General features: G+C 43.7%; 26 protein-coding genes. 16 read left to right on the forward strand and 10 right to left on the reverse strand.

The features are described 5' to 3' along the window. Positions 1-43: 43 nt before the first annotated feature. Positions 44-676: a hypothetical protein gene (locus tag AK965_RS00255; protein WP_099077714.1), complete on the reverse strand. Its 633-nt coding sequence runs from the start codon at positions 674-676 to the stop codon at positions 44-46. A gap of 130 nt (positions 677-806) precedes the next feature. Here AK965_RS00255 and AK965_RS00260 point away from each other — a divergent pair, with 130 nt between their 5' ends. The 3 genes from AK965_RS00260 to AK965_RS00270 all read left to right on the forward strand — a co-directional run bounded on the left by AK965_RS00260 (position 807) and on the right by AK965_RS00270 (position 2,327). After that, the gene (locus AK965_RS00260; protein ID WP_099077715.1) at positions 807-1,049 is read left to right on the forward strand and encodes a DUF2164 domain-containing protein; all 243 of its coding nucleotides are present in this window, start codon (positions 807-809) and stop codon (positions 1,047-1,049) included. A gap of 172 nt (positions 1,050-1,221) precedes the next feature. Continuing rightward, positions 1,222-1,761 (forward strand): cytochrome b, encoded by a 540-nt coding sequence (locus AK965_RS00265; protein WP_099077716.1) that lies wholly within the window; start codon positions 1,222-1,224, stop codon positions 1,759-1,761. Then, complete coding sequence (locus tag AK965_RS00270; RefSeq protein WP_099077717.1) at positions 1,758-2,327, forward strand: YceI family protein; 570 nt, start codon at positions 1,758-1,760, stop codon at positions 2,325-2,327. The genes AK965_RS00265 and AK965_RS00270 overlap by 4 nt, the downstream gene beginning before the upstream one ends. A gap of 91 nt (positions 2,328-2,418) precedes the next feature. Here AK965_RS00270 and focA read toward each other — a convergent pair whose 3' ends face one another. Continuing rightward, a complete protein-coding gene (gene focA, locus AK965_RS00275) occupies positions 2,419-3,870 on the reverse strand; it encodes a formate transporter FocA (RefSeq protein ID WP_099077718.1) in 1,452 nt (483 codons plus the stop codon). Between the two features lie 286 nt (positions 3,871-4,156). Between focA and AK965_RS00285 the strand changes: the two genes are divergently transcribed. Then, positions 4,157-5,062 (forward strand): LysR substrate-binding domain-containing protein, encoded by a 906-nt coding sequence (locus AK965_RS00285; protein ID WP_099077719.1) that lies wholly within the window; start codon positions 4,157-4,159, stop codon positions 5,060-5,062. A gap of 302 nt (positions 5,063-5,364) precedes the next feature. Next, positions 5,365-5,631, forward strand: a complete 267-nt coding sequence (locus AK965_RS00290; RefSeq protein WP_099077720.1) for a DUF1097 domain-containing protein — start codon at positions 5,365-5,367, stop codon at positions 5,629-5,631. A gap of 113 nt (positions 5,632-5,744) precedes the next feature. On the opposite strand, the gene AK965_RS00295 is transcribed toward AK965_RS00290, so the two are convergent. Then, positions 5,745-7,379: an ATP-dependent endonuclease gene (locus AK965_RS00295; protein WP_099077721.1), complete on the reverse strand. Its 1,635-nt coding sequence runs from the start codon at positions 7,377-7,379 to the stop codon at positions 5,745-5,747. A gap of 508 nt (positions 7,380-7,887) precedes the next feature. Here AK965_RS00295 and AK965_RS00300 point away from each other — a divergent pair. From AK965_RS00300 to AK965_RS00310, 3 genes are all read left to right on the forward strand, one after another. After that, a complete protein-coding gene (locus tag AK965_RS00300) occupies positions 7,888-9,627 on the forward strand; it encodes a bifunctional UDP-sugar hydrolase/5'-nucleotidase (protein WP_099077722.1) in 1,740 nt (579 codons plus the stop codon). A gap of 535 nt (positions 9,628-10,162) precedes the next feature. Continuing rightward, the gene (locus tag AK965_RS00305; RefSeq protein ID WP_099077723.1) at positions 10,163-11,182 is read left to right on the forward strand and encodes a TerC/Alx family metal homeostasis membrane protein; all 1,020 of its coding nucleotides are present in this window, start codon (positions 10,163-10,165) and stop codon (positions 11,180-11,182) included. A gap of 277 nt (positions 11,183-11,459) precedes the next feature. After that, positions 11,460-11,651 carry a hypothetical protein gene (locus AK965_RS00310; RefSeq protein ID WP_099077724.1) on the forward strand — a complete coding sequence of 64 codons (192 nt, stop codon included), beginning with the start codon at positions 11,460-11,462 and terminating at the stop codon, positions 11,649-11,651. A 100-nt stretch (positions 11,652-11,751) separates the two neighbouring features. Here the strand turns inward: AK965_RS00310 and AK965_RS00315 are convergent, their stop codons facing one another. The 5 genes from AK965_RS00315 to AK965_RS00335 form a co-directional block, all read right to left on the reverse strand. Continuing rightward, entirely contained in the window at positions 11,752-12,657 is a 906-nt protein-coding gene (locus tag AK965_RS00315; protein ID WP_099077921.1) for a homocysteine S-methyltransferase family protein, read from the reverse strand. A 166-nt stretch (positions 12,658-12,823) separates the two neighbouring features. Beyond that, a complete protein-coding gene (locus AK965_RS00320; RefSeq protein ID WP_099077725.1) occupies positions 12,824-13,381 on the reverse strand; it encodes a PhnA domain-containing protein in 558 nt (185 codons plus the stop codon). 316 nt (positions 13,382-13,697) lie between these two features. Next, entirely contained in the window at positions 13,698-13,907 is a 210-nt protein-coding gene (locus tag AK965_RS00325; RefSeq protein ID WP_099077726.1) for a YgdI/YgdR family lipoprotein, read from the reverse strand. 139 nt (positions 13,908-14,046) lie between these two features. Next, positions 14,047-16,527 carry a VolA/Pla-1 family phospholipase gene (locus AK965_RS00330; protein WP_099077727.1) on the reverse strand — a complete coding sequence of 827 codons (2,481 nt, stop codon included), beginning with the start codon at positions 16,525-16,527 and terminating at the stop codon, positions 14,047-14,049. 21 nt (positions 16,528-16,548) lie between these two features. Then, entirely contained in the window at positions 16,549-17,784 is a 1,236-nt protein-coding gene (locus tag AK965_RS00335; RefSeq protein ID WP_099077728.1) for an outer membrane protein transport protein, read from the reverse strand. A gap of 411 nt (positions 17,785-18,195) precedes the next feature. Between AK965_RS00335 and AK965_RS00340 the strand changes: the two genes are divergently transcribed. Further along, entirely contained in the window at positions 18,196-19,224 is a 1,029-nt protein-coding gene (locus AK965_RS00340) for a site-2 protease family protein (protein ID WP_172438025.1), read from the forward strand. 78 nt (positions 19,225-19,302) lie between these two features. Here AK965_RS00340 and AK965_RS00345 read toward each other — a convergent pair whose 3' ends face one another. Next, complete coding sequence (locus tag AK965_RS00345) at positions 19,303-20,091, reverse strand: M48 family metallopeptidase (protein WP_099077729.1); 789 nt, start codon at positions 20,089-20,091, stop codon at positions 19,303-19,305. A 193-nt stretch (positions 20,092-20,284) separates the two neighbouring features. Here AK965_RS00345 and AK965_RS00350 point away from each other — a divergent pair, with 193 nt between their 5' ends. From AK965_RS00350 to cutA, 5 genes are all read left to right on the forward strand, one after another. Then, positions 20,285-20,719: a hotdog fold thioesterase gene (locus tag AK965_RS00350; protein ID WP_099077730.1), complete on the forward strand. Its 435-nt coding sequence runs from the start codon at positions 20,285-20,287 to the stop codon at positions 20,717-20,719. A 6-nt stretch (positions 20,720-20,725) separates the two neighbouring features. Beyond that, positions 20,726-20,959 (forward strand): DUF3389 domain-containing protein, encoded by a 234-nt coding sequence (locus AK965_RS00355; RefSeq protein WP_099077731.1) that lies wholly within the window; start codon positions 20,726-20,728, stop codon positions 20,957-20,959. A 78-nt stretch (positions 20,960-21,037) separates the two neighbouring features. After that, positions 21,038-22,744, forward strand: coding sequence for an SgrR family transcriptional regulator (locus tag AK965_RS00360; protein WP_099077732.1), 1,707 nt, complete (start codon positions 21,038-21,040; stop codon positions 22,742-22,744). Then, entirely contained in the window at positions 22,728-22,979 is a 252-nt protein-coding gene (locus AK965_RS00365) for a hypothetical protein (RefSeq protein ID WP_099077733.1), read from the forward strand. The genes AK965_RS00360 and AK965_RS00365 overlap by 17 nt, the downstream gene beginning before the upstream one ends. Before the next feature lie 8 nt (positions 22,980-22,987). Continuing rightward, entirely contained in the window at positions 22,988-23,320 is a 333-nt protein-coding gene (cutA, locus tag AK965_RS00370; RefSeq protein ID WP_099077734.1) for a divalent-cation tolerance protein CutA, read from the forward strand. Here cutA and AK965_RS00375 read toward each other — a convergent pair. Next, on the reverse strand, positions 23,282-23,878 hold the full coding sequence (locus tag AK965_RS00375) for a DUF2238 domain-containing protein (protein ID WP_099077735.1): 597 nt from the start codon (positions 23,876-23,878) through the stop codon (positions 23,282-23,284). The two genes, cutA and AK965_RS00375, sit on opposite strands and share 39 nt — an antisense overlap. Before the next feature lie 221 nt (positions 23,879-24,099). Here AK965_RS00375 and AK965_RS00380 point away from each other — a divergent pair, with 221 nt between their 5' ends. Both AK965_RS00380 and AK965_RS00385 read left to right on the forward strand, forming a co-directional pair. Beyond that, positions 24,100-24,939: an isopenicillin N synthase family oxygenase gene (locus AK965_RS00380; protein ID WP_099077736.1), complete on the forward strand. Its 840-nt coding sequence runs from the start codon at positions 24,100-24,102 to the stop codon at positions 24,937-24,939. 100 nt (positions 24,940-25,039) lie between these two features. After that, a complete protein-coding gene (locus AK965_RS00385) occupies positions 25,040-25,660 on the forward strand; it encodes a DNA-J related domain-containing protein (protein ID WP_099077923.1) in 621 nt (206 codons plus the stop codon). Positions 25,661-25,689: the final 29 nt, after the last annotated feature.

The raw sequence follows: 25,689 nt of genomic DNA on the forward strand, positions 1-25,689 counted from the left end.
AAATCGATAAATAAGTTAATAACGGGTCCAGCGAACTTGCAGACTACCATTGTAACACGGCATACAATTGAAGATACTTTCTAACCAACTGTTGCTTATTTGAACGCCGTAATGGATGGCCTGACTTTATGTAACACGGGCTAATACCGAAGCGTGTATCAAGTGAATTGGTCAACTGAGACTCGCTGGTATACAAAGTGATGCCTTGTTCTGTGTATTCATCGATGGGTACGGGTAGTTCCCCCATCCACCAATGCAGTAACTCACGACTGGTTTTACTGCGGCTTATCCAGTGATCAGTCACCAAAAACAACAAATCGTTTGGTTGTAACGCATAGCCATACTCACTTTGCCATTCTGTGATAGAAGACAATAGATTCTCACGACAAGAATTACCTGCGCTGACCATATGATGACTCAGAACCCAAACTGTGCCTATTTCAGAAGAGATACGATAGTGATGAGGTAGATCTGGCGCATTAAGCACCTCAATAGGCTTGATGATACTGTTATACCCAAAATGTCGAAAGGTATGCTCCATACGTCTGGAAAAAGCGAGGCCTAAGTGATGTTCACTCATGCCTTGATTATGAACCGCAGGATAATGCTTCTCGCACAGTTTAAGACAATCGTCTTGAAAATCATTGACACTTTGGATGACTAAGTCGAGCAGCAAAGAATATACCTTCACAGTTAATAATATAAACTGCAAAAGGTTAGCATAGTCCTTTGAGGATAGACTAATTTAGTTAGGCAACTTCTTGATCTAAACTACAATTTTGGCACTATTACATAAGAGGGATGACATGATAAAACTAGAGAGAGCACAAAAAGAGGCGCTTGCAAATGCAATTCAAGATTACATGCAAGATGAGTTGAGTATCGATATCGGTCAATTTGATAGCGAGTTTTTAATAGACTTTATCACCGAGAAACTAGCACCACTTTATTACAATAAAGGGGTTGACGATGCAAAAGCGCTCATTGAACGACGGATGCTTGAAATGGCCGATGAACTGTATGAAATCGAGCAAGATGTTCAACTCTAACTATCGGTTTCTAGATAATTTGTGTCTTCTTCTAATTTTTCGAACAAGTTGTTTGAACGGGGGTTGTTGGCTGGGTGTAAATGATGGTAAATAATCTGTTTCATTCAAGGTTGGTAAGTTAATGTTATGTTTTCGAATAATATTAACTTAGAAAGATATCTAGGAACATGAAATGGGAACAGTAGTAAAGAATTACAACCTAACTGCACGATTTATGCATTGGCTATCTGCACTTTGCATCATCGGTTTGTTTGCTGTGGGTTTGTGGATGGTGGACCTTAGCTATTACAGCGAGTGGTATCGAACCGCACCACATTATCACCGATCTGTGGGCATTCTATTAGCCATACTCACTTTGGCACGCATCGTATGGAAGTGTGTGACAGCGTCACCTAAAGTGGAAGGGAAACCTTATGAAGTGGTTGCTGCAAAAGCGGTTCATGGTGTGATGTATCTGCTACTTATTGTTATCTTTATTTCAGGTTACCTCATCTCAACCTCTGACGGTCGTGGTATCGATGTGTTTAACTGGTTTACGATACTTGGGGTAGGAGAGTTATTTCCGGGACAATCAGACATCGCTGGGGAAATTCACTTTTATGCCGCTTGGGCTCTGATACTAATGGCTGGTGTACACGCCGTCGCTGCACTCAAACATCACTTTATCGATAAAGACAACACATTAAGAAAAATGCTAGGAGCTTCACAATGAAAAAGTCACTTTTTGCTACAGGATTAGCTTTCGCACTTGCATTACCATTCGGTGCAAATGCTGCGGATTATGTTATCGATACGAAAGGTGCTCACGCATCGATTAACTTTAAAGTTAGTCACTTAGGCTACAGTTTCATCAAGGGACGTTTTAATACATTCTCTGGTGATTTCTCTTTCGATGAAAACAACATTGCTGATGCGCAAGTAAACGTAGTAGTAGACACAACTAGCCTTGATTCTAATCACGCAGAACGTGATAAGCACATTCGTAGTAATGATTTCATCGACGCGAGCAAATACAGCGAAGCAACGTTTAAGAGCACTAAAGTGACCGATAAGGGTAATGGTAAACTCGATGTAACCGGCGACCTGACTCTACACGGTGTAACGAAACCAATTACCATTGAAGCTGAGTTTGTTGGTGCAGGTAACGACCCATGGGGGGGAGAGCGTGCTGGTTTTATCGGCCAAACTCGTCTAGAGCTTGCTGATTTTAAAATCCCAGTAATGGGGTCTTCAAGCTACGTTGATATGGAACTGCATATTGAAGGTATCAAAAAGTAATTCTTCATCTTTTATCGCTTAAACGAAGAAAGCGCTCATAACCAAGAGCGCTTTTTATTTTGTACCAACTTGTTTTGATAGTTTGTCGTGTTTATGCCGTTTCTAGGACTTTTTCTTCAACTAGATTTAGACGCTCTCCGTAAACAGGGCGTAGTGCTTGTAGAACCTCGTTACGAGTAATGACACCGACCATGTGGCCATTTTCTAGGACAGGCAGTACTTGTGGCTTGCTTACTTTCATGCTTTTCACTCGTTCTTCTAGAGAAAGAGAGGTAAAGCGAGTAGCCATGCCCATGCTTGTTGTTGGGTATAGTTGCTCTTTATCAATACATAGGAATTCAACAACATCCACCAATTGGTCACTTGCATCGATTGCGACAACGTCACGACTCATCAAATCCACCACTTTTTGCTCTTTAGCAGGGATGTAATCTTGGCACCACAATTCAACCATTACATCGTGGGCTGAGAAGAAACCAACCAAACGGTTTTCGATGTCAATAACTGGTGCGCTGATTAGATTTTGGTCCAATAGGGTATCTAGTGCGGTTGATACTGGCATTTCTACGCTCAGAGTCACTGGACTCGGGTTCATGATCTCTTTTACAATTGATGCGTTTTTCATAGTGCTTTCCTTAACTGACGTGAGTGTTGTAGTGGTTGTGATGGATGAAATTTTTGCTGCTTTTAGTTCTGGTCGACGATAGATACACCAGTTAGCTAAGCCAACTAATACTCCGCCACCAATAATGTTGCCCAGCGTCACTGGAATTAGGTTGGCAGTGATAAAGTGTCCTACATTGAGGTCTGCGTACTGAGCAGCCGACACGCCAACGGAAGTCCAGAATGATTCCGGTGCGAAATTCGCGATAACGATACCTAGCGGTACCATGAACATGTTGGCCACACAGTGCTCAAAGCCACTGCTGACGAACATTGCCACAGGCATGATGGTCATCGCTGCTTTGGTCATTGCATTTGCAGAACTGAACGTAAGCCAGATTGCTAGACAAACCAATAGGTTACATAGAACCCCTAGGGCAAATGCTTGTACCAATGTGTGGTGTAATTTGTGCTGTGCAATATTTAGTGCGTTTAAACCCCATTGACCAGCATCCATTTGGTATAAGCCTGCTGCGCTGACTAGGGCGAGCAAGAACATGGCCCCGATAAAGTTACCGACATAAACTTTGCCCCAAATCGACAACATCTTGCCAAACGAAATTTGTTTGTTGGCCCAAGAGATACTGGAAAGTACTGAGCTGGTAAACAACTCACCACCGCAAATAACGATGAGAATCAACCCCATACTGAATGCTAAGCCACCGGCCAAACGGTTAAGGCCCCAACTGGCTTCTGCACTCCCTGTTGTCACTGTGATGTAAAACAAGAATGCTAGACCGATGAATGCGCCAGCCATGATGGCTAAACCCAGTGTCATGCCGCTGGTTTTGTTCGCTTTGCTAAGGGCAAACTTCTCGGCTTCAGCCATCATTTCTTTTGGAGAGAAATATTGATGATTTTGAATGCTGGTCACCGTCATGTTGACTCCTTAGTTTGTGGTTTCATAGAAACTCCTTGGTTAATGAAATCGAGGTGTTTGTTGCGCTCGAAAGTGAAGGTGTTATTTGTTTTTGTTGCGGTGTTCCCGAACCGCATATCCAGATTACGCAGCTGAGCAGTAGAGGTAAAATTGATAATATTTAGAATCCTCATCAAATTATTTGATATGTTTTTCAGGCTAGGTAAAATGAACTTTATTGCGTATTAACGCAGTTATTTTTTGGGGACAGGAGTATGGGAAATACTCGCTGATTAGGGAGGACACTTTGCGCTACTCACTTAAGCAATTAGCGGTTTTTGACGCAGTTGCAGACACCGGCAGTGTAAGCCAGGCCGCGGATAAACTGGCTCTGACACAATCAGCGACAAGTATGTCGCTTGCGCAATTAGAAAAAATGCTTGGAAGGCCTTTATTTGAACGGCAAGGCAAGCAAATGGCGTTAACGCATTGGGGGATGTGGTTAAGGCCAAAAGCGAAGCGTTTGCTGCAAGACGCGCTGCAAATTGAGATGGGCTTTTACGAGCAGCATTTGCTCAGTGGACACATCCGACTAGGGGCAAGTCAAACACCAGCAGAACACCTCGTTCCTGACCTTATCAGTATCATTGATAACGATTTTCCAGAGATGCGAATTTCGTTAGGTGTGCAAAGTACGCAAGCAGTTATTGATGGTGTACTGGATTACAAATACGATTTGGGCGTGATTGAAGGCCGCTGTGACGATAACCGTTTACACCAAGAGATTTGGTGTCGTGACCACCTTACTGTAGTTGCAGCGTCTCACCATCCCTTTGCTCGTAACGATTCTGTCAGCCTAGCTCAGTTAGAGCATGCGAAATGGGTACTGCGAGAACATGGCTCTGGTACTCGAAAAATTTTTGATAGCTCTATTCATCATCTTATTGAAGACTTAGATGTATGGCGCGAATACGAACACGTACCCGTGCTCCGTAGCTTAGTTGCGAATGGACAATATTTGACTTGCTTACCGTACTTAGATGTAGAACGTTACATTGAAGCAGGTGAATTAGTCGCGTTAAAGGTTCCTGAGCTAAAGATGGATCGTACTTTATCGTTCATATGGCGAGCCGATATGGCGGAAAACCCGCTAGTAGATTGCATCAAACGTGAAGGTTTACGCATGATGAAGGGCAAACCTTCCGTGTTTTAAGTCATTTTCAACCTGATTTTTTAAAGGCTCTGTGTTTTTGCAGGGCCTTTTTGTCATTTGTTTTCCTGTTCGGTTCGGTTCGATTCGTTTTGATTTTATTATTTCCAAAATCTGTTGTTTTAACGATTGCGTCAAATGATCCATGCAAATGATAAAGCATTCTGCCACTTGGCGTGAACAGTGTCAGCAGTGTCACCAAATTGATGGGATAATAGACCTAGTATTGTCTGCCTGATTTTATATGTATGAAGGCAGTATTCGAACCATAGTGGTACGGTACTGACCAAGCGGGTAAGAATACCATGACAATACTTTTAACAATTGCAATTACAACAGGTATTCTGTCCGGCGTTTGGGGCTGGATTGCTATCACCTTTGGCCTACTGCCTTGGGCTGGTTTTCTCGGCTGTACTAGCTACTTTGCATCCCCGACGAGTGGTTTGAGAGGGTTGGCAGAAAGCTTAATCATTAATATGACAGGCGTGTTTGGTTATCTCATGAAAGCCGCAGGGCTTTGGCTACATGCGAAATCAGCGACTACTTCTTCGCTTTCCGAGCAAGTTCAGTAGTACCCCCGATATAATTTGTATCTATCGTGTATGGAGTTTGAGTTTATCCCGCTTAAATACTGGTAATCAAAATTACTGATTCTTGATACGAGCACACCCACATGGTGTGTTTTTTATGTGTTGCCGTTAGCCATTGTGACAACCCGCTTGAGCGTCCAACGTAACAGGACGGGTATGCACTCTTTGCCTTGTTTTTCACAATGAGAGACGATGGCTAAGGCGAGATCAGGCTTTGCTTGTTTCTTTAATACTCGATTGACAACTTTCTTTGCCGGTATTGGATGATCGTGAGGAACTTTGATGATGTCCTTGAAGAAAATTTCGAACCCATGGTTGTACAAGAAATGTTCGATGTCTTTGTCTGGTAGCTCTGTTAAGCGGTGGCGCTCTTGGTCATGAGCGAGCATTGACCTTACAGTATGAGCGTATTTTTTACCTGCCTGGTCACCATCAGTAACCACATGCCAATCAATATCAAATGCTTTTGCAACTTTGATTAGAGATTTTAATCCTGATTGCGCAAACTCGACGATCTGAACGCCTTCGGCGGCGAGATCGTAGCCACATTGACGTGCTAGTTCGTTAAACAGCCAAACTTCGGTTTCGCCTTCGACAAGTAACCAACAGCGAGCGAAGAGCGCTCCAGCCCGATGGAATCGAATATGAAAGCCAATCCGACGGAGTTGATCAACGCTAAACCTTGATGGATTGAGCGACGTTGCGTTTGTTCTGTCAGATAAACGCACAAGGCGACGTATCGAAGACAAAGGAACAGAACCCAGCAAGTGTGCACTGTTTGTTGTTAAGATTTTCTGCATTGGTAAGAGCTGTAACAATCCCCAAGCCCGTGATAGATGAGTGGGGTGCAAGCGACCTTCGGGATCTTCAATGATCAAAAGAGGGCGGGCGCACCGTCGCAAGTCAGTGGGCCCCTTTGCTTGAAGAAATGCGTTGAGTAACCCCATCAACAATAATCGTGTCTGTTTATTATTCGTTGCTTGTAAAAACTGCTGCAACCCTGTTTCTGAAGAGGGGTTGGCGTAAAACATACCATCGCGTGGCTTTCTTGGATCGCCTCGATAGTTTGAACGAAAAGAGAAATAGTGCTCAACTAAGGTTTGCATTGAGTCAAGGCTGCTGCGGATCTCGCCTTTATTGACGTGCCCAGGCATCGCGAGCAAACGGCGGCATGTATTGCTAATGCGCTTCTCGATGCGTGTATTTTTACTGTCGCCATTGACATGCTTTGGATGAGTAAAGCGGCGAGAATCACGCAAGCGGATCACTGGATGCAATGTCATCAACTCTACCGCCAGTTTTTCAGTGTGATGCAGTAATTTAGGCTCACCGTTACAATCAAGAAATGCGTATTTGGTTTTTATACTTGCGCCTTCTCTTGATGCACTAATGCGATAGTAGATCACATGCTCATTGTTTTCATTGATACACCAAGTGGGCTTGATTCGGCGATAGCGACCAGCGTTTGCTTCTTGTTTATCCTGAGCTTTGAAACACAAAATGATTTGTAAATGTTGAGTTTGTGGGTGAGAAATGGAGTAATCGACGTGGAAGTCGGTCATTTGGAACTGACACAGAGTGCCATCAGCGGGAAGAACAAGAGACAGCGCATCCAGAAGTGAAGATTTACCCCAAGTATTTTCACCAATTAAAGTCGTCAGTTCGTCAAAAGAGAGTGCGAGGCGCTTAATTCCCCGAAACCCAGAGATTTCAACTCGTTCTAACCTCATCACTCTTCTCCTTGCAATTATTTGAATTATTGTGATTTCTTGAGTCTTCCCTAAGCATATATGAATTTAATATTGCTGGGTTACGTTCAGTTCACAAAATGATTAGCACTCAATTTAACAACAAAGACTGCTTTATCCGGGTGTCACTTTCATCATGGTGTAGCAAAGTAATAATGATAACCAAAGAACCTCGAGGTGCTTGGTGCAGCGAGAATCACTTGGCAGGCAGGCAGCGATTTGAAGCTCGAATGTTTCTAAATTGAAATTGTGTTAACGATGTATGCAAACCAAGGCAACTCACCATTAGGGAGCGTGTCACTACAACAGCACTTTCTTTGTTAAATCGCATCGTCATACAACTTGGAAATAGCAACTATGATCTGAATCCAGCATCTTAAGTCACTTAGGTAGATCACTTAAAAATGAAATCAAATTTTCTATGTTTCATAAAATTCATGATTCTGTCATGATTCGCTTCTAATAATTATAAGGAATGAAAAGAGAGAAGATGATAATGAATAAAAATCATAAGCCAATCAGACTGAAATTGGCACACATCAATGACACACATTCCTACTTTGAGCCAACGTCATTACAGTTAAAGCTAAACGTGAATAGCGATCATTTCCTTGAACCATATGTGAGTGCGGGGGGCTTTTCTCGTATTGCGACTCGGGTAGAGCAGTTGCGAGATGACGCTCAACGGCAAGGACAAGGTATGCTGTTTTTACATGCTGGAGACTGTTTTCAGGGGACGCTTTACTTTTCATTGTTTAAAGGAATCGCAAATGCAGATCTGCTCAATGCTTTACAGATAGATGCCATGGTATTGGGCAATCACGAACTTGACATGGGTAATGAGCCTGTCGCGCTGTTCTGTAAACGCACTGAATTTCCATTGCTTGCCGGTAACTGGGATCTATCGAATGAATGTCAACAGAAGTGCCATCGCCTCAACAATTGTAGTAACGTCCTGAGCTATCAAGCGGAAACGAAAAGTGCGCAATTTCTGGTGAAAGAGTTCAGTGGAGAAAAGGTGGCTATCTTTGGCCTATCCATTGATAAAATGAGCGATATCGCAAATCCTGATGCCGACACGCCATTTGTTTCGGCAATTGAAACGGCAAAGTGGACAGTGAAGCAGATTCACAATGCAGGGATCAAAAACATTATCCTACTTAGTCATTTGGGCTACGAAGGAGATTTAGAGCTTGCTGCTCAAGTCGACGGTATTGGGATCATTGTTGGTGGACATAGCCATAAGTTACAGGGTGACTTTACAGCGGTCGGTTTAGGCGAAGATGACCCTTATGGTAGACGAGTAAATGACACCTACGTTGTGCAATCGGGCTTTCACGCATTAACCATCGGACATTGTGTCCTGGAGTTCGATGAAAATGGTAAAGCGACGATGTTAAGCGGCCAAAATGAGTTGTTATTAGGACGTCGAATATTCTGGGACTCAACATTAAGCGAACAACTAGACCGAGGCATGTTTGAAACTGCTTGTGATTTTATTCATGGTCAACCCAATGTAGTCGTGTGCAAAAAACACCCACAGATCCAAGCAATTCTTAACGACAAATATATCCCTAGAGTGCGTCAATTGCAGTCCCAAGTGATTGCACATGTTGATGCTAAAAAGCGACACGTGAGAGTGCCAGATGCGTTCGGTGGTAGCGATATAGCACCAGCGGTTGCACGTTCTTTTTTATATAGTTTGAATAAACGTGGTCAGCAGGTGCAATTTGCCATTCATAACGCAGGTGGAGTGCGAACGTCACTGAACCCAGGTAACATTACCGTGGCAGATGTTGCCGGTCGATTGTTGCCATTTGCCGTGCCGATCGGTTGTTATGACGTGCAAGGTGGTACAATTCGACATGCGTTAGAGGGCGCAATCAACAATGCGCTTAATAACGGTGTTGAAGGGACAGGGTCCGGCAGTTACCCATACACGCATAATTTGAGTTTTGATTATAATGCTGAGGCACCACGAGGTGAGCGTATAAAGAACCTTCAAATCTTTGATGGTCAACACTGGGATCATGTTCAAGATGAGCAATGGTATCGCGGTGCATCTTCCGCCTATACAATGAAAGGTAAAGAGGGCTACGAAGCACTACTTGATATGAGAGGTGAAGGAGTCATTAGCAATCTCTCTATGGCCGATTGCTTTATAGAGTTACTGACTGATGAGCCAAATTGTTTGAATCAAGATCATAAATTGTACTCGAAGAGTAAATAACCAATGTAGTTGGTTCCATTTTTGCTTTCTTTGTTGTTGCGGAACGTGAATGGAAGGGAAGGGAGCATGTGGAATTCAGATTGGGCAGATGCCGCAGTGGTCGTTGCTTGGATTGCTGTATGGTCTACGTTAGTTTATTTAGTACCTATTAACGGTTTTTAATTGGCTAACGTCATTGTGAAATGAGGAGCACCAAAAGTGCTCCTTTTTTGTTTTTTATAACAATGAATTCATAGAAATAATTGACGGCACGATAGGGATTCACGTTAGGTATCGATAACTATTTTTTGTTGGAGATCGAGGTTTGCAAGCGTATGATGGCGGCGTTTGGGGAGTAGTTAGCGCAAGTTTACTTATCGTCATCTCGTTAAGCGTCAGCTTATCCGGTAAGTAAAGGTGTCATTTGATTCGTCAGGTGATCACTTCAACGAGACCAACGCATTCATTGAACAGCGGGCACATGGCTAATGTGACTGCTAGTTTTTATTGTCTGCGGAAGGTCAACCTGAATATGTCCTTCCGCCTGGGAGGAAGCATGTCTCTTATCGAAAATACCACCCAATTAAGCCAATCCGTTGCAATGCAAGAATCACTGACGATGTACGGTGTATTCGGCCTATTTACTTTAGTTTTGGTTGCCCTTGATATCTATCAAACTCGCGGCGACACAGTAACCATGAAAAAGGCCATCGGATGGAGCATATTCTGGTTCCTGCTAGCGTTTGTCTTTGCAGGCTCTATCTACTTCTTTTGGGATTATTACGCGCCTCACAGTGGTTACACTCACGAAAAAGCAACGGTCTCTTTCTTAACCGGCTACTTACTTGAAAAGTCGCTGAGCGTTGATAACTTGTTTGTATTTGCGATTATCTTTGCTCAATACAAGGTGCCGGAACATTTGCGTCCTCGCGCTCTACTATGGGGGGTGATTGGTGCACTTGTATTGCGTGCAATCATGATTGCGGTTGGCGCTCAACTGCTAGCCCAATATCACTGGGTACTTTACCTATTTGCTGTGTTTCTAATTTGGACTGGTATCAAACTGGCACGTGATAAAGGCGAAGAAGAAGAGGTGAACCCATACCCAGAGCAGTTCATCCGCAAATTCTTACCAGTAACAGAAGAGTATCAAGGTAAACACATGATCTTGAAACAAGCTGGTAAGTGGGTAGCGACACCTATGCTGATCGTGGTTGGTGTGATTGCAGTAATGGATGTGATGTTTGCACTGGACTCAATTCCTGCAATCTTTGCAGTCACTCGTGAACCTTTCCTCGTGTTGGCTGCGAACGTGTTCGCACTGTTGGGCTTACGTTCTTTGTACTTTGTACTTCAAGCAATGCTGGATAAGTTTGTGTATCTAAAACCGGCACTGTCAGTGATCATGATGTTCATTGGGGTGAAGATGTTGTTGGTTGGCACACATTACGAAATTCCAACCGCTTGGTCACTAACGTTCTTGGTAACGGTAATGACAACCGCAGTTATTGCTTCTATCTATAAGAACAAAGAAACCAATACCACTAGCGTTAAAATTACTAATCAAAATCTTTAATGATTTTGTGGATTCAAAAACCTCAAAAAAGTTTGTGGTTAAAAATATGTTGCTTTTTAACTTGGCTCTATAGACGTAAGTCCAAGTTATTCAACTAAAGATTCGCCCTGGTGAATGGATATGCATGAAAGTTGTTTTTGTATTCGTGCAGTTTGTAAATGATTTGTTTGATTAGAAAAACTAATCTGAATAACCAAAATTTGTCATTTTTTGCTCAGAGAAAAAATGACTAATATACAACCAACGAAACAAATTACTGCTTTTAAGAGAGGCAATCATGGCACAAGCAATGCAAATGATAAATGTAGCTTTACCAACCTCTATGGATAAGAAGACCTACGCGGTTAACTTCAAAGGATTGATTGCTCACTTACTGGATATTCTTTTCGTAGATAACTCTGCACCTCGCAGTTACTACGCAGAAGACCTATCTGCACACATTCAGAAAGACATCGGTATGTACCGTTAATCTGAATGAAAAGCGAATTAAAAATGCCGGCTGAATCGCCGGCATTTTTGTATCTGCAATTTACACTTCCACTAAGGAGTCGTGCCCGCTACCTTTGCTCTTAAAGGGAGCGTTTCCAATCAGACAGAGCTTTGATGTGTTCTGGACCAATGCCGCAGCATCCTCCAACAACGCTTGCTCCGCGCTGGTGCCATTCTTGCGCGAAAGCTAGGTATTCCACTGGTGACAGTTCTCGCATCGATTGCAATGCGCTGTTGGCTTCGTGGTCAGATTTGATTGCCGTAAAGTTATTCGCATAAACGCCAATCGCTATATCGCTCCCATGTTTCTGCAAAACCGCTTGAGTTTCGCTGACGGCTTTTGCCATCACTTCTGGTACAGAGCAGTTGAAGTAAATCCCAAACGTATTCTGATTTGCCAAGCTTTGTGCAATATGCTCGATTGCGAGTGTGACAGTTTCTCCTGAGCGAAGAAGCGCCGTCTCCAATGCGTCATCACTAAGAGAGAAGGCGTACGCTACAGGCTTGTTGTTAACTTTGAATACCTTTTGTAAGCATTTTAGTTCTTCTATGCTGCAAATGGTCTCTGCTATCCAGATGTCGACGAACTCGTCTTGAGCATTAAGTAAAGAGCGGAAGATTGCTTCGCCTTCCACTGGTTCGAAGAGGTCAGGGCGGTAACTACCAAATACTGGTGGAATACAACCTGCCACTTGAACAGGGTTCGGCGACTTATCTGCACATTCACGTGCGATTTGGGCGGCAAAGCGTGCTAGCTCTCTGCCTTGTTGAGCGTAAAGGAGTTGTCCTAGATGAAATGGTACACAAGCGTAACTGTTGGCGATAACGATCTCTGCACCAGCCTGGATAAAGTTGTTGTGTGCTTGGTAAACAAATTCTGGCGATTCAATCAGAGCTTGCGCGCTCCAAAGCGGTTGAGAGAATGGGGCGCCCATGCGTTTGAGCTCTCGTCCCATGCCGCCATCAAGGATAGTTAACTTCTTCATACTACAATCCATCTTATTTTTTCCTTTTAGAACCTTAATCGAAAATGGTTACGAGCGAAAGCGGCGAATTACGTAGATTAATTGGATAAGGAGAAAAAGAGAGGATGCAAAAACGAAAACGGGGTTCCAATTGGAACCCCGTTTAATATCGAAAATAATGTTGAGATTACTTCTTACGGCAGTACTCAGCGATCACGTACATAGACTGACCACCGTTTGCCTTACCTGAAACAAGTTTAGGATCATCACCAAGGCTGATACCGCGAATAACAGTACCTTGCTTAATTACTTGGTTTGTCCCTTTAACTGGTAGGTCTTTGATTACTGTTACGTCGTCACCTTTTTTCAGTTCAGTGCCGTTGCAGTCAACCGTTTTATCGTCAGCAGACATACCTTTCATCGCCCAGTTCATTAGCTCTTCTTCCATGTACATCATGTCAAGAGCGTCTTGAGCCCAGCTTTCGGTGTTTAGGCGAGTTAATTGGCGCCATGCCGTTACTTGAACAGCAGGAACCTGACTCCACATGCTGTCGTTTAGACAACGCCAGTGGTTAATGTCTTTAGGTTCTTCGATCTCACCGTGGCACTTGTCACAAACCATGATAGCGGTATCAACGGTGACGTGGTCGTGTGGTGGTACCGCGTATGCGGTTAATGGAGATTCAGAAGAACACAGTTCACATTTTGACTCGCAGCGAGCAAGCAGAGTAGCTTCGATAGACATAAGGACTCACCTTAGTAATGTTATTTCGTGGCGGTATTATCCACTTTATCTTGAGAAATAAAAGCGTGTTAGCGAATTAAAGACTAGATTTTACAATATTCCAACCTGAATAGGTTTAAGATGTAAATTATTGGCTAAACAATTAATGCCAAGAATATAAATAAGACAGCCAATTACTTTGAATGACGAATTGATTTCATCGCCACTTTCTCCAGTCATGAGCCAACCATTGGCTTGCGAGCAGCCTAAGAATACCTTCCACATCAGCAGAAGGCATGCGGTACCCCCAAAATCTTAAGGCAATTTAGGCATATCATTAACGTTCTATAATTTGCACAATTTCGTCTTTAGCAATGCTCATTTCTTTACCGTCTACATCCTCATACTCATACATCCCAGTCTCTTCATTAAGATCAGGCTTTCCATAAGAGGTGATGACCTTTCCTTCATTTGTTGACATAAGATATTGGCTGCTGCCGCATGCGGCGAGGAGTAGTGCAGTAACAATAACGGTCAATATGCGCATATCGCTTCCTTTTTTAAACGAGTGAGTTAGATATATAAAGACAACGATTTAACTATAGCAGAGGAAGTATGAGTGGGCTTTGGTGATACAGAAAGCAAAAAGCCCAGTCGAAACTGGGCTTTGTTTTGTTTAGTTGTATTTATTTGCTTGCGTCCAACAAGCCAGACGTAACGGATAAACTGCCATCACTATTACCGTTCGTTAAAGTAAACTGAACAATTTGAGAGTTCATTTCTGCATGCGCAGGGTCTTCTTCAGCCGATCCAGGAGTGATGACTGTAGAGTGCTGTGCATTGGAAGACTCGTCGAAATATGAAGCTACTCGCGGACCTGATGAGTCCAGAGCGGTGTTTTCTAGCCCTAGCTTACTAAATAGTGGTTCTGTACCTGCAGTAGGTGTTGTGGATACACTATTTGGGATCGTGTTGTCCCCATTAGCTTGAATGCCTAAAACTGAACCAGTAACTTGAGATGCCATGTTGAAAGGATCTACGTTATCAAGAACGGTTTGTGCAGCGTATGTGAATGAGGTTAGCGTTGCATCAATGATAGCTTTTGTAGAGGCGTCGGCGATTTCATCGTAAAACTTGTTGTAGCAAGTTCCAGGATCGATACCCTCTGCAACACACGTTGTAGCGTAGTAGCTTGTATATGCTTCTACTGAAGATGCGACGACGCTGTGTTTAATTACAGGAGCGAATGAGCCAGATTCAAGCAGAAATGGCGCAATGCCGCCACCTGGGTTTGCTAATGTTGCTGTTGTATAGCTAAACATTGGGTCAACCGGGCTGTTAAGTGAAGTATTTGCAACAGCGTATGAACTGATACCCGTAATAGCGCCAATTGAATGACCAATGAGTGAGACATTATCCTCATTTACAGTCGAGAACGCCGCTTCTGATGGCGCCACATAATTCATTGCATATCTTAATCCCATTCCATCTATCGCACCTTGACGAATGTTATCGCGCGCTACAGGCAGATATTCTAGGTTCATGAACACTGTAGGGTTGGATGGCGTGGTAACGATTTCTTCAGATAGACCTCGCTGACCATGTAGAGGTTGGTCAATAGCTATTAAAGCATACGGAGTCTTACCAGTTTGCACTGCAGTGCTGATATGGCTTAGAGCTAAAGCATATGTGCTTTCTTTAAGGTTTGTAATCCCATGTTGGTACTGAAGTAATGGTACGTTGTCAGTACCCAACCCTTTTGGTACGAACATGATGAAAGGCACTTCTTTGACTGCTCTAATTTGAGGAACCGCACTATATTGTGTAAGGATTCGCTCAGCGTCTAGTTGATTACCATTAGCTAGCGTCAATTCCGAGCCAACCAGTAGGGCCTGATATTGAGGAATCAAAAGCTGATCCGGCAATGACGTAAAGCCTAACGCAATCAGTTGTTCAGAAATTGCAGCTTTGTCAGCATCGGAGCCTGAACTTAGAGTGTTAAGGATCTTGAAAATGCTAGGCATACCACTTCGCCATGGCTGCATTTTCCACGCATCGCCATCAACTTGATCGCTTAGGAAATAAGGAAGTTTTACGGTTCCACGATAGACTTCAATAGAGTCGAGAGTTGGAGCCATAGTCAGCGCATCATAATTCGCTTTCAAAAGAGCCGCGCTATCGGTTCCAAACGCACTTGCAAATAGAGGATCGTTTGTTACGGCATCACCAAAATTAACGCCAGTATCATCGGCATCAATGGTGTATAGGCTATTCAAGTCATCTGTTGAAATGTTGTTAGGGTTAGCAGTGCCTTTCCATACCCCGGATGGTTTTACTTCCGGGTTAATCGAAGTGGCAATAGCTGCTTTAGTCCCTTGCATCACGTTACCAGCAGAAGCGGTTGTAAACCAAGATGAATAGATGATTTGGTCTTTACTTTCTACTTGTCCGTTGTCTGCAAACGTGTTTTCTATGTTCCAAATTACTTGTTGAGGCGCAGCAAGCGTTCCCGTTTGTGCCGTGGCTGTTTTCAAACTCGCGTATGAAGTAGATGTACCAAGACCCGCATTGTTACTGTCTTTGATTGACTCAGTAAGTGCGTAAATGTAGTTGGAGGCAGGATCAAAACCTTTCAGAGGTATAACATTAATACTCTTTAAGTCTGTGCTAATAGCAAGAAAGTCAACGCCGGGAGTCAGAGGTTGGAAATTGCTGATTGCACCCGTTGAAAGGTCTACATCAACTTTTGCAACACGTACCCCGCTGTTTAAGTTTTGACTAAAAGGTGAGCCGTTTACTAAGACGATGTCATTTAGTAGCGTTACACCTTCCTTAAAATTTAAATCAAACGAGAATGGCATCATTGTGCTCCAACCGTCAGATTCACCCATTGCTACAACAGGGTTATCCAACTCAGTGGACTCGCCTCTTGGAACTGGAATATTAAGAGTATGATCTGTTGTGTCAAATAGTAGGAAAGAAGGCAAAGGTACTGCTGCATTCACACCTTGAAGTACAAAGTCTATCGAAGCGTCACGCTCTAGGAGTTCTTGAACACTATCTTCAAAAACTGGTTTATCTGATGTCCCAGAGCTAGAGGTATTATCACCACAACCAGCAAGTAGGATCGCAGAACAAAGCAGTGATAGTTTAAATGTATGTTTCATTGGCTTACTCCATTAATCCAATTACTTGAATGTGTAGTTCATCTGTACAGCACTGATGTATGCCGCTCCTTCTGAATTAAAGGTAATTTCTTGATCCAGAGCATTTGTTTCAGTAAATGACCCTGATTTACTCTTAACGAACGCAAAACCGGCATCAAAAGTGAGGTTTTCACGCATTGCATAAGTCACGCCTGCGCTGTACCAGAAGCGATCGCTGTCAGGGATGCTCAATGTCGCTTTACCCGCTTGCTCGTCATAAGCGATACCTGCGCGCAGTGTCCATTCGCTATTCAGGGTGTAAGTGCCACCAAATGAGTAACGGTTGTTGTCTTCATATTTTTCAGGCTTGTAGAAACAAACGCCGTCAGCACAATCTGAACTCGTTGCTTTGAGTTCTTTAAAGGTGCTCCAATCGGTTTGTTGCCAACCGTAGTGGATAGCCCATTGCTCATTGAGTTGGTGGAATGCGGACAATTCGATGATCGATGGGAGAGAGATTTGTAAACGTCCATCAACTTTTGGTGCGGTAGCAATGCCGGAGTCATAGCTACTGAACTCACCGTTATCGAAGTCAAGGTCAACTTGTGAACGATAACCAAACCCGAATCGGTTGCTTTCGTTGAGCTCGAAGAGAGCACCAATATTCCAGCCCCAAGCAAATGTATCACCGACCATGCCAATCAATTTGTCTGATTTTTTCCCACCCAAGACACCAGCGAGTACGCCTTTGTGACGAGTGAGTTCTGCATGTGCATAAACAAGATTAATACCACCACCGATGCTGAATTGCTCGTTGATACGGTATGCAACGTTCGGGTTGATGTTGACAGAAAGTAGGGCGGTATCGCCTGCCATGTCACCAGCAGAGATATCATCCGGGTAGTCGGTAGCTACTCCATAGGTGGTGAACATGCCAATACCCCAAGCCCACTGGTCATTGATTGGGCTGATGTAATAGCCAGCAGGGACAACTTGTAGAGGGGCAACGTCATCAGCGTGTTCGTCATGAAAAGTATCATAAACGTTTACTTCCGGATCGACGATAGAAAGCGCTCCAGAGAACTGAGCTTCTTTAAAAAGAGTCATTGCAGCAGGGTTACGCGCTAGAACGCTTGCATTATCGGCGACCGAACCTTCACCGGAAAATGCCCGACCAAGACCTGATGCTGAGTGCTCAGCAACCTGAAAACCTGCAGCATGGGCTTTACACGCTAACAATATTGAAATTGTAAGCAGAGAGCAGTGCTTCTTGTTCATCCTTGACCCTCCTAGGGTGTCATTATGCTAGACCGAAGTCTTTGTAATTATTGGGTGGCGAGTACATCAGCGTTTATGGAATAGACTTACAACTCTAATGTAACGGATATGTTAATTGTCCATGTGCTATTTTGTCAAAGATTGCACACCTTTTACGTTTTAAATATGATGCATAGGTCAAGTGATGATTTTTAATGTTATGTTTTTAAGTGAATTTTTTATCTAGATTGGTTAGACCAGATTTATTTTGACACTTTAACGAGAAATGAAGTTAAAACACGTCGAGTTAACATGCTTTGTGTTCTTTTTTATTGCAGGCATAATTCGCACTTTGTGTTTGTCGCATTGGAAACCGCGTTGGAACTACTACACATAGAATTTTTAGGAAGATCGCTTAGGCTGGAAGGCTCAATGGCGGGGTGGCAACAACTTTTTTGGGATAACACTCTGGTGTCCCAAATCGATGCCAGTGACGATGAGTCAGGTGTTACTCGTCATCAGTTTACATTGTCAGCAGGCGAAGAGGTTTTACACTGTCAGCTTGACTGTGAACTAAATTGGCAACCCTTTGACTTTTCATATCAAGTATCAGTCAACGATGTTCCGGTAACAGAAGGGGTGCGCAATGAAAAAGACATCGAACGCCAAGTACCAGTTGAAGCGCCACCAGCAGAAAAGCGGTTCAGCTTAATTGGACTCGTTTCCCTTGGAATGAAGGCGCTAAAAAGTGCCAAAGTAATAAAGGTGGCGTTGGCATCTGCTAGCTTAGCCGCCTACTCATGGCTGTTTTCTATTGAGTTCGCATTAGCGCTTGTGGCGTGTTTAGTCTTTCATGAATACGGCCACATTCGGGCGATGAAGTATTTTGGCATGAAAACCAAGGGCATCTACCTTATTCCGTTTTTAGGTGGTTTAGCCTTGAGTGATGAGAAGATAAATACGCGTTGGCAAGATGTGGTTATCTCCATCATGGGACCGTTTTTTGGTTTGGTGTTAAGTATTGTCTTTACCGTGTTGTACTGGATGACTGGTGAGATGATCTTTGCTGGCCTTGCGGTATTTAATGCTTTGCTAAACCTCTTCAATCTCTTGCCAATCCTGCCTTTGGATGGTGGTCATGTACTTAAGAGCATCACGTTCTCGATGAATACATGGGTAGGGCTGGCTGGAAGCATTGTTGCTGCTCTGCTTGGTATCTATATCAGTTATACCTTTGGTTTAACGCTGCTAGGCTTCTTATTGATGATGGGGATGCTAGAAGTTGTGATGGAGTGGCGAACGCGGCACCATAGTCATTTACTGCCGTTAACGCGATATGGTCAACTGTTCTCTTTTGCTTGGTACCTATTCTCTGTGGGTGGGTTTATTGCCATCATCTGGTATTTTGCGGGCTTAGGAGACAGCTTACTCAGCTTGCCATTGCAAATTCTTGGTACCTAAGAAAAATGAAAAGCGCCATTATGGCGCTTCTTTTTATCTTAATCGGTCTTTGTTTATCAACCAAAATCACCCCAAAAACTAACCGCATTTAGGTGCTTTTACATTGTAAGCTGGTAATGTTTTGATCGTTGCTTGCAAATCTTTGATGCGCGTGTTGTGGGATGGGTGAGTTGAAAAGAATTCAGGTGGTTGTGAGCCACCAGAGGCTTTACCCATATTTTTCCATAAGTCCACACTTTGATTTGGATCGAAGCCCGCTTTTGCCATGAACTCAAGGCCGACAATGTCCGCTTCTGACTCTTGCGTTCGGCCATATGGCAGGATGACTCCGTATTGGACACCTAAGCCAAGTGCAGACATGGTCAATTGTTGGTACTCTTTGTATTCTGAAGCGCCTAACGCAACGTTTGCTAGTGATAGACCCGCGTTCGCCAGTTGGCTTTGAGAAAGACGCTCGTTACTATGATCAGCCAAGACGTGCGCTACCTCATGGCCGATAACTGTTGCTAGTTGATCTTGGTTTTTGGCAACGTTTAGTAGACCAGTATAAACACCGATTTTTCCGCCGGGAAGAGCAAAGGCATTGACCTGGTTACTGTCAAACACGACAACCTCCCAATCTTTAAACCCCGCTTGAGGAGGAATGGTATTGGTGATCCGTTTCGCGACGCATTGAACATAAGCGTTCACTTTTTTGTCTTTGTTTATTGGGATTTCTTTCTTCATTTGCTCGAAAGAATTTGCGCCCAGTGATGACATCTCTTGATCGGAAAACATCAAGATTTGGTTACGTCCAGTGGGTGAAGCACTGCATGCAGTAAGCCCGGCAATGGTCAACAATGTCGAGGCTTTAATCCATGTCCTCATAATCGGCTCCCTATATATTTTCTGTGTTGTTACAGTAGAATAGCGTTAACAAGTGAGATGTTAAGGTATTTAAATTGAGTAGGTCAATATATCACTTTAGCTTGAAGCCTATCTAGAAGAAAGACTATCCTGAGCACGCTTGATAAGGGTGAAACCGCCAGTCCACAACTAAGTTTGATAAGAGCAAACAAAAATGAGTATTTGGAAAAAGCCAATAAACTTGGACATTCTTAACGCGACGTCCAAGAATACAATGATGGAACATCTACAAATTGTTTATACCGATTTTACGAACGACTCACTCACCGCCACGATGCCGGTTTGTAGTTTTACCCATCAACCACTTGGCATGCTGCATGGCGGAGCGTCCGTCGTTTTAGCGGAAACGCTTGGCTCTTTAGCGGCGAATTTCTGTGTTGGTGAGGGCAGTTACTGTGTGGGATTGGATATTAACGCTAACCACGTTCGTGCGATGCGAAGCGGTAAGGTGGTCGGTACCGCAAGACCCGTTCATTTAGGGGTGTCGACCCAAGTTTGGCAAATCAATATCACGGATGAGCGAGAGCGTTTGGTTTGTACTAGTCGCCTGACCATTGCCGTTAAGCAGCAAAAGACAAAGGCTGAATAAAGACAGATGGTTATCGAATTCTCAATTGGAAAAATCATTGCAACACAACGAGAAATTGTCATCAAGTTGTCAGGCAATAGCATGGTGACGTTGCAAGCGCAAACGGATGCGATTCAGTTACTAGGGCGTGGGGCCAACGTTGTGCTAGCGCATGGCGCAGAGAGTAAATGGTCAATTAAGCTTGATGATGAAGCGCAATTACGCCAAATAGCACAAGAAATTGGTATCGATATTCAATAATTTAGCTATCGATGTTTGCACTTTTTGCCAAAAATGAGGAAACTTGGTTTATCGTTCAGAAAACTAAATTTCCTCTTTATGAGTAGCCCACGTTTACGTGTTCAATTCGAAACACTTTTTGAAAAATTTTCTGGTAATGATACAGAAGTTCAACTCGAAGATATAACCGAAGCGTTATTCTGTACCCGCCGAAATGCCCGAATCGTTCTAAATAAACTGGAAGAAGAGGGGTGGATTGAGTGGCACCCTGCTGCCGGTCGAGGTAAGTTATCCAAGCTTGTCTTTAAACGTAATCGTAGTGATGTAAGCGAGAACCTTGCTCGTCGTTATCTGGATGAGGGCAAGATTGGTCAAGCATTAGAAGCACTAGATAATGACGCTGGTAAACTGACTCAGGTTATCCAAGGTTATCTTGGTTTGCGACACAGTCAAGGTGAACAAGTCGTGCGTCTGCCTTATTATCGTCCGCTTGCGATGCTCAACCCACAAAAGCCAATGCGTCGCTCTGAACAGCACATCGCACGCCAAGTCTTTAGCGGGTTAACCAAATTGGATGATAGCGAGCAACTTCAGCCAGATTTAGCTCATACCTGGGAAGCGCTTTCTGATACCCATTGGCGTTTTTATTTACGTCGAGGGGTACGTTTTCATAATGGTGAATTGCTCACTACGGATTGCGTCATTGAGAGTCTCTCAGCGCTCGGCAGTTTAAATCTGTTCTCACACATCGAAAAAGTGCTCACTCCAGAGCCTTGGACGATTGATATTCACCTTGTACGCCCTGATAAATACCTGCCATTAGCATTGAGTGAGTCACAAGCAAAAGTGTTGTTGCCAACAGCGCTGCGTTCAGAAGAATTTGATAGAAAACCCATTGGCACAGGGCCGTTTTTAGTCAAAGTGAACGACGATAAACGCTTAATTCTTACTGCCTTTGATGGTTATTTTGGCTTTCGTCCGTTACTGGATCAAGTGGAAGTCTGGGTGATCGATGAAGCCTATTCATCTATGGTCTATCCGAGCTTATCTAAGCCACAGATGGATAAGCAAGCATCCAGCGATGAGGTAGAACTGGATCCTGGTTGTACATTTTTATTGCTAAATAAAAATACAGGGATCGCAAAAGATCCTCGCTGGGCAGAGTTTTTAAGCCAGGCGTTAAACAGTTATCAAGTTTACTCACTCGTTCCTCAAGATAAAGTCATTGAGTTAGGGGTGCTGCAAGCATTCGGATTAAAGCCGGGCTGGATAGACCTTAGGCCGGTGAGTGCTGGGGATGCGCCACAACGCGAGAAGTGCATTTGTGTGGCATACCAAAAGAAACACCCAATGTTTCCTGTCATTGCAAAGGCCATTAAGACTTTACTCAAACCTCATGGTGTTGATGTGGCGTTTATTCGTTACGATACCCAACCGCCATCCCCAGAAGATGTCGATATTTGGATCAAAGCCATGGGAATTGCGACCAATCGTAATGACGCATTGGCAGGATGGCTATTAGACTATAGTGATATTGACAAATTTAGTGCTGAATACGATTTTTCTCGTTGGTCGACGCTGGTGGATCAATGGCGTGCCGGAAAACACAGCGATTTTCCTGCACGTGAGTTAGGCAAGCAATTGGTGAAGAGCTGTCAAGTTATACCCATGTTCCATTGTTGGCTTGGTGTGAACAAGGACCACAGTGGCGCACTACAAAATGCCAAGTGCAATGCGCTAGGTTGGTTTGATTTCAGTAATGTGTGGGTGAAGCCCGAAATAGAGTACGATGGCAAAACCGAATAACAAACAGCCGACGAGAACGGTCGAGGTATACTGTGCCAAATGTAAAACGCAGCTTTTTAAGTACCGAAAAGGGGGCAAAGGCGCGCTGGTTAAATGCTTCAAAGAACGCATTGTTGAAGATTGCACCCAAGAGCCTTGCATTTGCCCGAGTTGTGGACAAGAGTTTGCACGAGATACGTTAGTGAGAGGAACCCCTGCCTATAAAATGATAGGTGGCAAGGTTACGATGAAATAGAGTCCGAAATGAGCGAACAACACGAATACTGCATGGTCTTGAGTACCGCGGGTACTCAGCAGAACCGAGATGAAATCATCAAAGGCTTACTAGACGAACAGCTTGCGGCTTGCATTCAAACGATGCCGATTGAAAGCCACTACGTGTGGAAAGAGCAGATCTGTAGCGATAACGAATGGCTATTGATTATTAAAACCCGAAAAGATTTGTATGCGTTAGTCGAAGACAAAATAAAAGACCTACACGAATATGAAGTCGCTCAAATCGTGCAGGTCCCATTTGTAGAAGGTTTTAACCCGTATCTAGAATGGCTTCGCCAGTCGACGCTGAGTTGTCAGTAGAAACAGCGACAATATCGCCCCTATGGTGTCACACAACATGTCTTTCTGGGCATCCCAAATATCGTCTTGCGCTCCCAGAAAGGCAATCCCTTCATCTCCGCCTACAAGCTCCGCATACCACCATTCAATAATCTCATAACCTGCTGCCAGCGACATGATCGCGAACAGTGCAAACCAACACGCTAGACTTGCACTCACTTTCTTCTTATTAATTAAGTATTCGGCAATAGGGTATGCATACAGACCAATAGAAAAGTGTGCGACACGGTCGAAGTTATTACGCTCAGAGCCAATCAGGTTGTTAAACCAATCAAACGGAACCTCGGCAAAGGTGTATTTTGCGCCAATGGTATGAAGACAAAGCCAGATGAACATCAGCACGTAGGCGGTATGACTGAAATGATAACGGATAGATAACACCCAAATCGCGATTAGAATGCCAATGGCAGGAACAATCTCAGCAAACCAAACCGCGCGTGAACTTGGCTCTAGCGCAGAGTATAGAAACACGATAGCGTAGATGATCGTTAAACCTAATAAAGTCGAAGTACTTCCCATAGAAACATTGATCCTTCAATTGAATGCTGCGGTTATGATTACACTTAATTGTACAGTGTGAATTGTTTCTTTTATCGATGTGATGCTCACTTTTTATGTTGATACATTGGTAAACTGCGCAACAATAAAACGTTTGCATGTAAACATTTCATTAAAGTTTGATTTACAACATGGCCATCCATAGAATTTACGGCTCAGTCTAACAATAAAGAAGTAAAGTCATGAAACTGGAAACGGTCGATTATCTCGCTGACGATGCTGCTCAACAGTTCGTTACCTCATTGCGCGAAACGGGTTTTGGTGTTCTTAAGAACCACCCAATCCCACAAGAGCTGGTTGAGTCTATTTATAAAAACTGGTACGCGTTTTTTTGCTCAGAGCAAAAGAGCGATTTCTACTTCAATGTTGAAACACAAGATGGTTATTTTCCACCATCCGTTTCTGAAGTCGCGAAAGGTCACTCAGTAAAAGACATCAAAGAATACTTCCATGTGTACCCATGGGGACAAATGCCTGAACAGCTAAAAGCGGAAATCATGGAATACTATGAGCGTGCCAATGCGTTTGCTCAAGAATTACTTGGTTGGGTAGAAGAATACGCACCAAAAGAGGTTCAAGAGAAGTTCTCAGTTGAGCTGTCTGAAATGATCAATAACAGTGATAAAACGTTGCTGCGTGTACTTCATTACCCACCAATGACGGGGGAAGAAGAACCAGGTGCAATTCGTGCAGCTGCGCATGAAGACATTAACTTACTGACGGTTCTTCCTGCTGCCAATGAGCCGGGCCTTCAAGTGATGAGCAAAGAAGGAGACTGGCTAGATGTACCTTGTGACTTTGGCAACTTGATCATCAATATCGGTGATATGTTACAAGAAGCATCCGGTGGCTATTTTCCATCGACCACTCACCGTGTGATCAACCCAACCGGTGAACGTCAGGAAAACTCACGTATCTCACTTCCGTTGTTTCTGCACCCGAAACCAGAGACGGTGCTTTCAGAACGCTATACAGCAGATAGCTATCTAATGGAACGCCTGAGAGAATTAGGCGTCATTTAACCTAACGTGTTCATACCGGCAAGGCCGATAGTTGATGACTATCGGCCTTTTTGTTTTTATGGTTAACTCGTTTTATACAAAACACATCGCACGAGGACACATGGACGAACGGAATGATGTTTGCCTGAGCCAACAGTATGAGTTGGAAAATCCACTACTGTGGCCGATTCTTGAAATTCTACGCAAACAACCATCTGGTTGGAAAGTGCATACCTTGGCGCATAAACTCAGTGAGCAAGGCTACATCACATCGCTGGACGAGTCGCCAGACATAGATCTTTTTAAACGAAATTTTCTGTTGATGAATGGGTTATACCAGCTTCAAGGCATTTTGCATCCTGATAGGTGGTTACAAGTCGAAGCGATGCATATTGTGTTGATGCGAGCCACTGAAGCCTCTCACCATGTTATTGATGAAAGGGATCCGCTACGCGATTACTATCTTGACTGGCGACACTATGAAGCAGAGCAAGGGGAAGTGCGTCGGTTGCTGAATGATTTTTGGCGTCGATACCAACGATTTATTGGTGGCGAGTCTGCTTCCGATATCGACCGTAGTAAAGCGCTGGGTTTGTTTGAACTTAACAAAGATGCGTCAACAGGTGATATTCGTAAACAATGGCGAAAGCTCGCACTGCGCTGGCATCCTGACCGAGAAAATGGCGATGCAGAGCGTTTCAGAGTGTTGTGTGAAGCATGGAACGTGTTGAGAAATACTTAATGGATCGAGTGGAAAAAAGGCAGCCACTC

The sequence above is a fragment of the Vibrio sp. PID17_43 genome (assembly GCF_002608565.1).
Taxonomy (GTDB): Bacteria; Pseudomonadota; Gammaproteobacteria; order Enterobacterales; family Vibrionaceae; genus Vibrio.

What these genes read in the sequence shown, in the direction of transcription:
- AK965_RS00260 (WP_099077715.1), top strand. Translation starts at nt 807, where the DNA reads ATGATAAAACTAGAGAGAGCACAAAAAGAGGCGCTTGCAAATGCAATT.
- AK965_RS00265 (WP_099077716.1), top strand. Translation starts at nt 1,222, where the DNA reads ATGGGAACAGTAGTAAAGAATTACAACCTAACTGCACGATTTATGCAT.
- AK965_RS00270 (WP_099077717.1), top strand. Translation starts at nt 1,758, where the DNA reads ATGAAAAAGTCACTTTTTGCTACAGGATTAGCTTTCGCACTTGCATTA.
- focA (WP_099077718.1), bottom strand. Translation starts at nt 3,870, where the DNA reads ATGACGGTGACCAGCATTCAAAATCATCAATATTTCTCTCCAAAAGAA.
- AK965_RS00290 (WP_099077720.1), top strand. Translation starts at nt 5,365, where the DNA reads ATGACAATACTTTTAACAATTGCAATTACAACAGGTATTCTGTCCGGC.
- AK965_RS00295 (WP_099077721.1), bottom strand. Translation starts at nt 7,379, where the DNA reads ATGAGGTTAGAACGAGTTGAAATCTCTGGGTTTCGGGGAATTAAGCGC.
- AK965_RS00300 (WP_099077722.1), top strand. Translation starts at nt 7,888, where the DNA reads ATGATAATGAATAAAAATCATAAGCCAATCAGACTGAAATTGGCACAC.
- AK965_RS00305 (WP_099077723.1), top strand. Translation starts at nt 10,163, where the DNA reads ATGTCTCTTATCGAAAATACCACCCAATTAAGCCAATCCGTTGCAATG.
- AK965_RS00310 (WP_099077724.1), top strand. Translation starts at nt 11,460, where the DNA reads ATGGCACAAGCAATGCAAATGATAAATGTAGCTTTACCAACCTCTATG.
- AK965_RS00315 (WP_099077921.1), bottom strand. Translation starts at nt 12,657, where the DNA reads ATGAAGAAGTTAACTATCCTTGATGGCGGCATGGGACGAGAGCTCAAA.
- AK965_RS00320 (WP_099077725.1), bottom strand. Translation starts at nt 13,381, where the DNA reads ATGTCTATCGAAGCTACTCTGCTTGCTCGCTGCGAGTCAAAATGTGAA.
- AK965_RS00325 (WP_099077726.1), bottom strand. Translation starts at nt 13,907, where the DNA reads ATGCGCATATTGACCGTTATTGTTACTGCACTACTCCTCGCCGCATGC.
- AK965_RS00330 (WP_099077727.1), bottom strand. Translation starts at nt 16,527, where the DNA reads ATGAAACATACATTTAAACTATCACTGCTTTGTTCTGCGATCCTACTT.
- AK965_RS00335 (WP_099077728.1), bottom strand. Translation starts at nt 17,784, where the DNA reads ATGAACAAGAAGCACTGCTCTCTGCTTACAATTTCAATATTGTTAGCG.
- AK965_RS00340 (WP_172438025.1), top strand. Translation starts at nt 18,196, where the DNA reads ATGGCGGGGTGGCAACAACTTTTTTGGGATAACACTCTGGTGTCCCAA.
- AK965_RS00345 (WP_099077729.1), bottom strand. Translation starts at nt 20,091, where the DNA reads ATGAGGACATGGATTAAAGCCTCGACATTGTTGACCATTGCCGGGCTT.
- AK965_RS00350 (WP_099077730.1), top strand. Translation starts at nt 20,285, where the DNA reads ATGAGTATTTGGAAAAAGCCAATAAACTTGGACATTCTTAACGCGACG.
- AK965_RS00355 (WP_099077731.1), top strand. Translation starts at nt 20,726, where the DNA reads ATGGTTATCGAATTCTCAATTGGAAAAATCATTGCAACACAACGAGAA.
- AK965_RS00360 (WP_099077732.1), top strand. Translation starts at nt 21,038, where the DNA reads ATGAGTAGCCCACGTTTACGTGTTCAATTCGAAACACTTTTTGAAAAA.
- AK965_RS00365 (WP_099077733.1), top strand. Translation starts at nt 22,728, where the DNA reads ATGGCAAAACCGAATAACAAACAGCCGACGAGAACGGTCGAGGTATAC.
- cutA (WP_099077734.1), top strand. Translation starts at nt 22,988, where the DNA reads ATGAGCGAACAACACGAATACTGCATGGTCTTGAGTACCGCGGGTACT.
- AK965_RS00375 (WP_099077735.1), bottom strand. Translation starts at nt 23,878, where the DNA reads ATGGGAAGTACTTCGACTTTATTAGGTTTAACGATCATCTACGCTATC.
- AK965_RS00380 (WP_099077736.1), top strand. Translation starts at nt 24,100, where the DNA reads ATGAAACTGGAAACGGTCGATTATCTCGCTGACGATGCTGCTCAACAG.
- AK965_RS00385 (WP_099077923.1), top strand. Translation starts at nt 25,040, where the DNA reads ATGGACGAACGGAATGATGTTTGCCTGAGCCAACAGTATGAGTTGGAA.